9 protein-coding genes are annotated in these 11,081 nt (G+C 70.0%); 1 reads left to right on the forward strand and 8 read right to left on the reverse strand.

From position 1 onward, the window contains the following. Window positions 1–162: 162 nt before the first annotated feature. From AC07NS_RS07360 to AC07NS_RS07385, 6 genes are all read right to left on the reverse strand, one after another. On the reverse strand, window positions 163–1,488 hold the full coding sequence (locus AC07NS_RS07360) for a spinster family MFS transporter (RefSeq protein ID WP_494602493.1): 1,326 nt from the start codon (window positions 1,486–1,488) through the stop codon (window positions 163–165). 88 nt (window positions 1,489–1,576) lie between these two features. Then, window positions 1,577–3,778, reverse strand: a complete 2,202-nt coding sequence (locus AC07NS_RS07365) for a TonB-dependent receptor (protein WP_494602494.1) — start codon at window positions 3,776–3,778, stop codon at window positions 1,577–1,579. Window positions 3,779–4,103: 325 nt separating this feature from the next. Then, window positions 4,104–4,799, reverse strand: coding sequence for a TetR/AcrR family transcriptional regulator (locus AC07NS_RS07370; protein WP_494602495.1), 696 nt, complete (start codon window positions 4,797–4,799; stop codon window positions 4,104–4,106). Between the two features lie 91 nt (window positions 4,800–4,890). Beyond that, the gene (locus AC07NS_RS07375) at window positions 4,891–6,342 is read right to left on the reverse strand and encodes a carotenoid oxygenase family protein (RefSeq protein WP_494602497.1); all 1,452 of its coding nucleotides are present in this window, start codon (window positions 6,340–6,342) and stop codon (window positions 4,891–4,893) included. A gap of 24 nt (window positions 6,343–6,366) precedes the next feature. After that, the gene (locus AC07NS_RS07380) at window positions 6,367–6,849 is read right to left on the reverse strand and encodes a DUF2141 domain-containing protein (RefSeq protein WP_494602498.1); all 483 of its coding nucleotides are present in this window, start codon (window positions 6,847–6,849) and stop codon (window positions 6,367–6,369) included. 56 nt (window positions 6,850–6,905) lie between these two features. After that, entirely contained in the window at window positions 6,906–7,433 is a 528-nt protein-coding gene (locus tag AC07NS_RS07385; protein ID WP_494602499.1) for a DUF2306 domain-containing protein, read from the reverse strand. A gap of 181 nt (window positions 7,434–7,614) precedes the next feature. Between AC07NS_RS07385 and AC07NS_RS07390 the strand changes: the two genes are divergently transcribed. Then, on the forward strand, window positions 7,615–8,316 hold the full coding sequence (locus tag AC07NS_RS07390) for a LytTR family DNA-binding domain-containing protein (RefSeq protein ID WP_494602500.1): 702 nt from the start codon (window positions 7,615–7,617) through the stop codon (window positions 8,314–8,316). Window positions 8,317–8,323: 7 nt separating this feature from the next. Here AC07NS_RS07390 and AC07NS_RS07395 read toward each other — a convergent pair whose 3' ends face one another. Both AC07NS_RS07395 and AC07NS_RS07400 read right to left on the reverse strand, forming a co-directional pair. Beyond that, window positions 8,324–8,914: a hypothetical protein gene (locus AC07NS_RS07395; RefSeq protein WP_494602502.1), complete on the reverse strand. Its 591-nt coding sequence runs from the start codon at window positions 8,912–8,914 to the stop codon at window positions 8,324–8,326. 171 nt (window positions 8,915–9,085) lie between these two features. Then, the gene (locus AC07NS_RS07400; protein WP_494602503.1) at window positions 9,086–11,023 is read right to left on the reverse strand and encodes a methyl-accepting chemotaxis protein; all 1,938 of its coding nucleotides are present in this window, start codon (window positions 11,021–11,023) and stop codon (window positions 9,086–9,088) included. Window positions 11,024–11,081 lie beyond the last annotated feature (58 nt).

The following is an 11,081-nucleotide window of genomic DNA, read 5'->3' on the forward strand; positions in this document are numbered from 1 at the left end:
TAGCTCCCGTCATTCCCGCCCTTGTGGCGGGAAACCCTTTGTCAGCCGCAAGGGCGGGAGGGGCGGACTGCTGAGCATTCCGCTTGCGTCTCACGTGCGAGCGGAACCAGGGGTTCCCGCCACAAGGGCGGGAATGACGGGAAGAAGGATCGGGTGGTGGATCTAGTCCACCCAGTCCTTGTCCAGGCGCTTGCTGGCCAGGAAGAACAGCAGGGCCGCCACCAGGTAGAAGCCCATGCCGCTGTAGATCGACCAGCGCAGCGACTCCGCCCCGAAGGTCGGCTTCAGCAGGTCGGAGACCAGGCCGAAATAATAGATGCCGACGGCGATCCCGAGCAGGTTGTTGATCAGCAGGAAGAGGGCCGAGGCCGTGGTGCGCATCGGGGCTGGGCCCAGGTGCTGGACGGCGGCGGTGATGGGGCCAAGCCACGCCAGGTTCAGGCCGGTGGGGATCAGGAAGATCACGAAGGCCACGGCCAGCGAGGCCTTGCCGCCGAGGCCGCCCATCAGGCTGCCGCTGTTCATGGCCAGCAGGAAGCACGGCACCGAGATCAGGAAGGCGATGGCCGGGGTGATCGGATAGCCGGCCTTGGACTTGGCCCCCAGCCTGTCGGCCACCGCGCCGCCCAGCCAGATGCCCAGCAGCCCGCCGAACAGGGCGATGCCGGAATAGTACCAGGCCGTCTGCGACAGGGTCAGGCCCAGGCTGCGCATGAAGAAGCTGGGCAGCCAGGCGGCGACGCCGTAGCCGCAGACCGACGACGAAGCCGCGCCGAAGGCCAGCAGCCAGAACGACGGCTTGGCGGCCAGCAGGCGGGCGGCCTGGCCCAGCGGCATGGCCGGGGCGGGCGGCGCCGGCGGCGCGCCCTCCACGCGGTCGGCCCCGCCGCGCGCCGGGTCCTTGACGATGGCGCGGAAGATCGGAGCCAGCACCACGCCCAGGCACCCGACGACGATGAAGGCCGTGCGCCAGCCGTAGGTCGCGGCCAAGAGGCCGCCGACCAGCGTGCCCAGACCCGAGCCCAGCGGGATGCCGAAGGCGTAGGCCGCCAGCGCCCGGGCGCGCTGGCTCTTGGGGAAGTAGTCGGCGATCAGCGAATAGGCTGGGGCGACGCCGCCGGCCTCGCCGATGCCCACGCCCATGCGGGCCAGGAATAGCTGTCCGAACCCGCCGGCGAACCCGCACAGGGCGGTGAAGCCGCTCCAGACGGTGAGGGCGGCGGTCATGATCCACACGCGGCTGACGCGGTCGGCCAGCCAGGCGATCGGGATGGCCAGGGTGGTGTAGAGCAGGGCGAAGGCCAGGCCCCCCATCAGGCCGAACTGGCCGTCGGTGAGGCCGAACTCGTCCTTGATCGGCTTGGCCAGGATCCCGAGGATCTGCCGGTCGAGGAAGTTGAGAGTGTAGACGAGGATCAGGGTCGCCAGCACCAGGTAGCGATAGCGGCTACCCTTCGTCGCGGCGCCCTCGCCGTTCGCTTCGCTCATCGCCCCGCCCCCTCTGGCTACGCGCACGCTTCCGGAAAAGAACGACGGGGCCCGTTGCAGCAGGCCCCGTCAGATCTCGACCGAGAACTTAGAAATTGAACTCCAGGCTCGCCGACACGCTGCGCGGCGGGCCGTAGAAGCCGATGACCGAGTTGTTATAGGTCGCGACGCCGAAGTTGTAGCCGCCGATGCGATAGGTTTCGTCGGTCAGGTTCTTGCCGACCAGCGAGACCTTGTAGCGGCCGCCCGGCGCGGTCCACACGGCGCTGAGGTCGACCAGGGTGAAGGCCTTCTGGTCGAGGCTCGGCAGGGGCTGCTCGAACTGCTGGTACTTGTCGCGGTAGCTGACCATCGGGGTGATGGCCAGGCGGCCGTCCAGCACCGCGCCGGTCCAGGTGACGCTGAGGTTGGCGGTCTTTTCCGGGGTGTTCTGGAAGCCGTAGAGGTTGGCGACGTTGACGATCGTGCCGGTGACCGCGTCGTAGCGCTCGAACTCGTCGTACTTGGCCTTGATGTAGCCCAGCGCCAGGGTGCTCGACAGGTTGGGCGTGAAGCGCGCCGTGCCTTCGAACTCCAGGCCCCAGATGGTCGAGGCGCCGGCGTTGTCGACCGAGCTGGCGATGCCGCTGGGCACGGCCACCTGGGTGGTGACCTGCTGGTTCTTGTACTTCGAGCGGAAGGCCGCCGAGGCGAACGACAGGCGGCGATCGAAGAGGTAGCCCTTCAGGCCGGCCTCGTAGGCGTCGACGGTCTCGGGATCGTAGCCGTTGACCGTCTGCGGCGTCAGGAAGGCGTCGCCGCGCATGTCCCAGCCGCCGGACTTGAAGCCCTTGGAATAGGAGACATAGCCGGTCAGGTCGTCGCTGAAGTCGTAGGAGGCGCTGACCCGCGGGGTGAATTCCGAGAAGGTCTTGCTGGCGGTGTAGTTGGTGCGGGTCTGCAGCACCGGCCGTTGGGTTCCGCCCTGCCACGGGGTCTTGGTGGCGCCCAGATAGAACAGGCGCACCACGGTGCCGGTCTTCTTGTCCTGGGTGGCGCGGCCGCCCAGCGAGACCTTGAAGCGGTCGGTGAAGTTGGCCGAGACGTCGGTGAACACCGCGAAGCTGCGGGTGTTGACCTTGCCGGCGGCGGCGATGGCCACGCCCAGGTTGCCGGCGATGGTGTCGAACTCGCCCGAGGCCTGGCTGTTCATGTAGTAGACGCCGAACACGCCCTGGAAGGTCTCGTCGGCGTAGACCGCCTGCAGTTCCTGCGAGAACTGGCGGTCGCCGTAGGTGGCCGGCACGTCCAGCGTCGGCAGCGGCGTGCCGTCGAAGTCGATGTTGGTCTGGGTGTGGCCCTTGCGGTTGGCCGTGATTGACTTGAAGGTCAGGTGCTCGCTGGCCTTCCAGGTGGCCAGCGCCGAGACGCCTTCGGTCTCGACGTGGTTGTCGTCGCCGAGGCCGGCCTGCGTGTCGTAGGTGTCGAGCACCTGGTAGCCGCCGGTCAGAGTGGGCAGCTCGCGGTGGCCGTGGCGGGCGTTGCTGTCGTCGACCACCTTGTCGTAGGCGATGCGGAAGAACAGGTCGTCGTTCGGCGCGTACTCGACGCTGAGGCGGCCGGCCTGGACGTCCTTGTTGTACTGGTCGGCGCCGGTGGTCAGGTTCTTGCCGTAGCCGTCGCGCTTGTAGACGGCGAAGGCGCCGCCGACCGACAGCCCGCCGCCCAGCGGGGTCGAGGCGGCGATCAGGCCGTCACGCTGGTTGTACGAGCCGACCGTGCCCTTCAGCTTCAGCGCCGTCTCGTCGTCGTGCTTCTTGGTGACGTACTTGATGGCGCCGCCGATGGTGTTGCGGCCGTAGAGCGTGCCCTGCGGACCGCGCAGCACCTCGATGCGCTCGATGTCGAAGATGTCGAGCACCGCGCCCTGCGGGCGGGCCACGTAGACGTCGTCGATATAGAGGCCGACGCCCGGCTCGAAGCCCCACAGGGGATCCTGCTGGCCCACGCCGCGGATGTAGCTGATCAGGGTGGAGTTCGAGCCCCGGGCCACCTGGACGGTGATGTTGGGGGTGGTCTGCTGCAGGGTGGTGATGTCCGACGCGCCCTGCTTTTCCAGCTTGTCGGCGCTGAAGGCCGAGACGGCCACCGGCACGTCCTTGAGGGTTTCCTCGCGCCGGCGGGCGGTGACCACCACCTCCTCGACGCCTATGCCCTGCTCGGCGGCCGGCTTTTCCTGGGCCACGGCCAGGTTGCAGGTCGCACCCCACGCCGCGCCAGCCAGCAGCGCAGCCTTCCACATCGTTTTCATAGGCAAGCCCCTCTTCCCTAGATGCGTTTCGTCCCTTTCGCCGACCGAGCCATCTCACGCAGCCTCGTATCCGGCGTTTCCCGCACGATTTCACCGCCGCAGGAATTCGACGGCACTGTCACCTAGGTTGAAAGATTGCGCCAGCGTTTTTTCATCAAGTGATGAAAAGTGTAATTCGGGGACGAAGGAGCACGGTTTTTAGCCCTCCCCCTTGATGGGGGAGGGTTGGGTGGGGGTGGTTGCGGCGTCGGCCGGCGAGCGCGTGCCTGGACCGCCGCTCCACCCCCATCCCCGGCCCTTCCCCCATCCGCCAACGGGAAGGGAGCTAGGCTTTGCGCTTGGCGACCACGGCTTCAAAGCCCGCCGCGCAGTAGGCGAACAGACGGGTCCGCACGGCCTCCAGGTCGCTGGAGTGGCACAGGCCTTCGGACAGGGAGTCGATGCGGCCGGTCTCCGACAGGGCCAGCATCATCGAACCGGTCAGGAACTGGTAGCACCAGTAGAGGTCGCGATATTCCGCGTCGGGACGGACGACCTTCAGCGTGTCGACCAGTTGGTGGACGACGGGGTCGAAGAACCGGGCCATGGTCTCGCCGCCCCAGGCCGGGGTATTGTTCACCTGGGCCACCAGGGCGAAGTAGCTCTTCCAGCCCTGGCCGCCGTCCTGCGAGATGCGCAGCAGCGGGTCGATGAAGGCTTCGATCACGCCTTCCACCGTCATGGCCTGGCCGTGGGTCTCGACATAGGCGTTCATCGAGACGCTGCGGGCCTGGTTGAGGATCTCGGCGCGGCGCAGGAACACCGCGTCGAACAGCTCGCGCTTGGCGCCGAAATAGTAGTGGATCAGGGCGGTGTCGACGCCGGCCTCGGCGGCCACCTGGCGGGTGGTCACTCCATGGAAGCCGTGGCGCGCGAACAGCCCCTCGGCGGAGTCGAGGATGGTCTCCTTCAGGTCCAGGCCGGTGGCCTTGGAAGGACGGCCCCGCCCGCCGGAACGGGCGCGGGGCTTGGCGGCGGTCATGTCGGGGAGGCCTCTCCGAGAACTTCGCTGTCCCCGGATAGGCCTGCTTTCGCTACCCTGGCAAGAGCGCCGCCGTTCCGTGGACGTCCGGTCAGGCCGTGAAAATCCCGTGGAATCCCAGCGGCAAGGCCGTGTTCGCCCGCCAGGTGACCAGCGGTCCGTCGGCGACGCGGCGGGCGTCGAAGGCGTGCAGTTCGGTGGCCTGGGCGTCGAGATTGAGGCTCGTGCCGACCAGCCAGCCGTCGAACTCTTCCGAGGATCCGGGGCGGGGAACGAACACCATCTCCTCGACCAGATGCCGACGGCCGAAGTCGAAGGCGGTCTCGCGGCCGGTCTTCCAGTCGCGCACGGCCAGGCCGTGGAAGGCCGGCTTGCCGACCTCGCCGATCGCCGCGTGGACGCTGAAGCGGCGGCCCTGGCCGGCGAAGCGCTCGTCCGAGCGCGGGAACTCGGCCACGGTCTCGAACCGCTGCAGCTCGGCCTTGCCGTCGGCGCGCAGGGTGACGAAGCCGAGCTTGGGCGGGGCCACGCCCTTGAACGGCACGCCGCGCAGCAGCTGCTCGCCGGCCGCCGCCGTGCCGCGCGGATCGTCATCGACGCAGGCGTCGAAGCGGATGGTTCCGTCCTTGTCCTCCCAGGCGTCGCCCAGGTGGAAGAAGAAGAACGGCGGCAGGTCGAACACCCGGCGCTTGGTCAGGTCGGCCTTGTCGAGCACCAGCACCTGGGTTCCCAACTCGGGTTTCCAGGCCATGCTGGAGATGTAGGGCATTTCCAGCCGCTCCTGGATCCAGGGCTGCAGCACGATCACCAGATGCCGCTCCGTGGCCGTGAAGTCGTGGATGTAGCTGGCGCGGGGCAGGGCGATCAGCTGGGCGTCCTCCAGGCTCCCGTCGGAGGCTAGGCGCCAGACGATGGCGCGCCGGCCGGCCAGGCCCAGGTTCCAGATGCGGCCGTCCGGCTCGCGGCGCGGATGGGCCAGGAACGGCATGGCCTTGAGGTCTGGCCGCAGGGTCTTGAAGCCCTTGGTCTCCAGCGTCACGGGGTCCAGCGCGCAGGGCGAGCCGGCCTCCCACAGGCTCCACAGCTCACCGCCGGCCATCATCACCGAGGTGTTGGCGGCGTTGGCGTCGTCGGGACCGCCCAGGGCGGCGCCAGGGCCAGCGCTGGTGCCGAAGCCCGGGGTGATCACCGCGTTGGCGGCCGTGTCGGCGCGGCGCTTGGGGGTGTCGACGAAGCGGGCGGCCAGGCTGGCCTCGCCGTCCTCGATCGAAAAGCGCCGCACCAGGCCGTCGCCGTCGAACCAGTGGCCGGCGGACCGGCCCGGCCGGCGGAAGCGGGCCGGACCGTTGCGGACCAAGGCGCCGGAAAGTCCCTCCGGCGCCTTGCCGCGCACCCTGGCCAGGCGGGTCGGAGCGATGTCGGCCTCGACGTCGCGGAAGCCTAGGGTCCAGTCGGCGGCCCCGGCGGCGAACACGGTCTCGGGGGTCAGCAGGGCTGCGGCGCCGGTCAGGCCGGCGGCGCGGAGGAAGGCGCGGCGATCCATGGGTCTTCCGTCTGTCTCTGGTTTTCAGCGCAGGGCGATGGCCTGGGCGTTGTCGCCCGGCGTGACGGTGAAGGCGGCCGCGGCGAAGGCCGGCGGGCCCATGTTGGCCTTGGCGCCGCCCGAGAAGCCGTAGGGCTCCACCGGCAGGCCGAAGGGGTTCATGCTCAGGCGCTGGTCGCCGTCGAGGTCCTGGAACACCCGGACGGCGTAGGTCCCGGCGGCCAGGCCGTCGAGCTTGGCGACGGGTTCGGCCGCCGCGGCCGGGACGAAGGTGACCTGTACGGGCTTGCCGCCGGCCCAGGCCGCCTGGCTGTCGAACAGGGCGACCATCAGCACGCCCTCGTGCGACTTCAGGTCGGGGAAGGTCACGGCCAGGCTGGCGGCGTCGGGGACGGGGGCGGCGGGAGCGGAGGTGGCCGGGCCGGCGTCCGGCACGGCGGTCTGGCACAAGCCGGCGGCGGGAGCGGTCAGCAGGGCGGCGCAGGCCAGGAACGGGAGAAGGCGCATCGGAAGGGTCCTTGGTTGGAGGGGTGATGAAAAGCGATTGGTCAGAGCGACAACGCTCAGCCGAAGAACACGCGCCACATCAGGCGGCCGGGCAGGAAGGCGAAGCCGCCGGCGACGATCAGCCCGCCGACGAACAGGCCGGTCATGAAGCGGCGGTGCAGGCTGACCTTGTGGCGACGAGCGGCGTAGACGGCGATCGGCAGGGCGATGATCGTCCAGCCCGACAGCAGGTGAATCCAGCTCATGGCGCCGTGGTTCATCTCGTGGATGAACAGCGAGCTGATCGCCGTGGTCGCCATGGCGATCACCCAGGCCCAACCGAGCGTGCGGTGCAGGGCCGAGCCCTTGACCCCGATCATCAGCACCACGCCGATGGCGAGAGCGCTGATGGCCGCGGTCAGGTGGATCTGGATCTTGGTCGGGGCGGCCAGCACCAGCGACAGGTCGGGCAGGTGCGCGCCGCTCCGGCTCGCCAGCAGCACGGGGGCGGCGGCCAGCGCCGTGGCGACGAGCACGCCGGCCACGCCGCGGCGGCGGATGCGGCGGGCGTCGGCGTCATGCATTGACAGGGCGGTCTCGGACATCTTGATCTCCGTGGGCGGCGGGCTTGCGTCGCCGCTTTCGAAGACCGCTTTAGGAGCCCGCCGGGCCGTGCCTCAATCGACGTTACGCCAGCCGACGGCCCCGCTTCGCCAATCGCCGCCGGGCGCCGTTCACGCTTCGCGAACGGCGGCCCTCGTCGCCCGGCACGGGCGCGGCTTTCTGGTGGCGGGGATCGCCGGCGTGTTCCTGGCCGTGGTCGGCGCCTTCGGCACCGGCGACGCGCCGCTGGGAATCCGCATCGCCTACTGGCTGGTGCTGTGCTGGTCGGGCGCGGCGGCGGGGGCGGGCGTCAGCGCCCTCGTCCAGAACAGCGGCCTGACCGAGCGCCGGCCGTTCGTCGGCGGGGTGGTCATCACCCTGGGCGTGGCCCTGCCGGGCACGGTCTATGTCTGGGCGGTGTCGAGCCTGCTGTTCGGCCAGGTCCCGCACGCGGCGACCCTGCCGCGCTTCTTCCTGCCGGTGCTGGTGATCACCGCGGCGATCACGGCCCTGAACTTCCTCACCACCCGCCAGCCGGTCGAGACCCACGCCGCCGCGCCCGAGGCCCCGCCGCCGCGCTTTCTTGAGCGCCTGCCGGTCAAGCTGCGCGGCGCGACCCTCTACGCCGTCGCCGCCGAGGACCACTATCTGCGCCTGCACACCTCCAAGGGCGAGGACCTGATCCTGATGCGCCTGTCCGACGCGGTCGCCGAGCTGGAAGGCATCGAAGGGGCCCAGACCCACCGCTCCTGGTGGGTGGCGCGCGAGGCGGTGGTCGAGGCCAAACGCGGCGACGGCCGCGCCACCCTGACCCTGGCCTCGGGCGCCGAGGTCCCGGTCAGCCGCGCCTACGCCAAGGCCCTGCGCGAGGCCGGCTGGTTCTGACAGTTCGTCAGGCCTGGCGGCGCTTCAGCAGCGCGGCGGTCAGGACGATCGACGAGATCAGCGCCAGCTCGCCGGCGTTGCCCAGCCAGAAGATCCCGCTGCCGGCCGCGCCGAACATGGCCAGGGCGCCCAGGCACAGCCAGGGCAGTTTTTCACGTCGCCAGAGGATCGCGCCGACCCCGATCAGCACCACCACCGTCACGATCGAGGGGATGGGCGGGCTGGCGTGGGCGTAGGCGTAGCGCAGGGTGCCGGCGTATTCGCGCACCTCCAGGCTCATGTGCACGAGGTCGGTCCAGACGCCGACGGCGATCAGCGCGGCGGTCAGCACCCACACCCACAGCCGGCGGCGCAGTCCGGCCACGCCGAACACCACCAGGATCAGCATCGGCGTCAACACGGCGTGGGCGACGTAGCGCGGGATCGACAGGTTGCGCAGCAGCTCGCCGGCCCCGATCGAGGAACCGGCGGCGATGATCAGGTTGTCCCAGCACAGGGTGGCGGCGATCAGGGCCAGCAGCCACACGCGCAGGGCGCCGGCGAAGGCGGCGGCGGCCAGCATGCCGGCGGCCAGCAGCCAGAACACGATTGGGATCACGGGGCGCTCCGTCCGATTCGTCGTCCTGGACATTAGTGCGGCGTGGGCCGTCGGAAGCGCCGACAAGCGGAGTCGTCGCTGCACGGTCACCATGGCTGGAGGCGAGGGGCCGGAAACAAAAAGGGCGGCTCTCGCGAGCCGCCCTTTCCGTCAATGCCTGAACCTGTCGGCTCAGAACTCCTCCCACTCGTCGACCTTGGTCGCGGCGGAGGTCGCCGCGCCGCCGGAGCGGCCCGGGCGGACGAAGGTCTGGGCGCGGGCCTGGGCGGCGTGCACCGGGCTGGGCGCCGATGCGGCCGGCGCGCGGATGGCGCTTTCACCGCCCACTCGGAAGCGGCCGACCAGGGCGGCCAGCTCGCCGGTCTCGCCCTTCAGCGAGTGGGTGGCGGCGGTGGCTTCCTCGACCATGGCGGCGTTCTGCTGAACGACCTGGTCCATCTGGTTCACGGCGCTGTTGACCTGGTGCAGGCCGGTCGACTGCTCGGTGGCCGAGGCGGCGATCTCGTTGACCAGGCTGTCGATGGTGGCGACCTGGTCGACGATGCGCTGCAGGGCCTCGCCGGTCTGGCCGACCAGGGACACGCCCGAACCGACCTGCTGGGTCGAGGTCGAGATCAGGGTCTTGATCTCCTTGGCCGCTTCGGCCGAGCGCTGGGCCAGCGCGCGGACTTCCTGGGCGACGACCGCGAAGCCCTTGCCGGCGTCACCGGCGCGAGCGGCTTCGACGCCCGCGTTCAGGGCCAGCAGGTTGGTCTGGAAGGCGATCTCGTCGATCACGCCGATGATGTTGCCGATCTGGCCCGAGGACTGCTCGATGCCGGCCATGGCGCTGACGGCCTGGCTGACGATCTGGCCCGAGCGTTCGGCGTCGGCGCGGGCGGCGGCGACCACGCTGGAGGCTTCCTTGGCGCCGGCGGCGGTCTTGCGGACCGTGGCGGTGATCTCGTCGAGGGCGGCGGCGGTCTCTTCCAGGCTGGCAGCTTGCTGCTCGGTGCGGCGCGACAGGTCGTCGGAGGCCTGGGCGATCTCTTCCGAACCGGCGCGGATGCCGCCGGTGGCGCCGTTGATGCCGCGCATGGCGTCCTGCAGGCGGCCGGCGGCGGCGTTGAAGTCGGACTTCAGCTGCTCGGCCTTGGGCGCGAAGTGGGCGTCGATGCGGTAGGTCAGGTCGCCGTCGGCCATGGCGCCCAGGGCCGAGCCCAGGGCCTGGATGGCGATGCGGTCGGTCTCGGCCTCGGCGGCCTTCTCGGCTTCGCGTTCGGCGCGCTCGCGCTCGGTGCGGGCGGCGGCGGCGGCGGCTTCTTCTTCCAAGCGCAGCTTGTGGATGGCGGCGTCCTTGAAGGTGGCGACGGCGCCGGCCATCTCGCCGATCTCGTCCTTGCGGCCGGCGGCGGGCACGGCGACGGTGTTGTCGCCGGCGGCCAAGCGGCGCATGGCGGTGGTCATGGCGGCGACCGGAGCGGCGATGCCGCCCGTCAGCATCAGCCCGCCGGCGATGGCGACCGCCAGGACGATGGCGATGCCGACGGCCAGCACCAGGGTGTTGCGCAGCGAGGCGGCGGCCTGGGCTTCGGTCTGGGCGGTGACCACGGCTTCGGCGTCGTCGGTGATGGCCTGGATGGCGTCTTCGACCGGCTCGACGGCCTTGTCGGCGACGCCGTCATGCTTGACCAGTTCGACGGCCTGGGCGCGGGTCGCCGGATCGGCGCCCAGCTGCTCGGCCGGCTCGATGGCCAGCTTGCGGTAGTTGGCGTAGGCGGCCTCGACGGCGGCGATGCGGTTCAGGTCGGCCTCGTCGCTGCCGGCCAGCTTGCGCAGGTCGTCCAGCGCGCCGAGGAACTTCGGCTTGTGGGCCTCTTCCAGGCGCTTGACGTAGTAGTCGTCGCCCGAGAGCAGGAAGCCGCGCAGCGAGTTTTCCTGGCGGGTCAGGCGAAAGGCGGCCGTGTCGGCGGCGCGCAGACTCTTCTGGGCCAGCGTCGACTGCTTCACCGAGGCCTCGTAGACCTCCTGGTTGACGTAGAGGGTAACACCCATCGCCAGGATCGCGGCCAGCATCACGCCGAACACGACCATCAGCTTCTGGGGAATCTTCAAGTCACCAAACCGCACAGCCCGCCTCCAGAGTTCATTCCCGACATCTGTGCCCACGAGCACATGTCACGACGGA

The organism is Caulobacter sp. GW821-FHT10A10 (genome assembly GCF_059415745.1).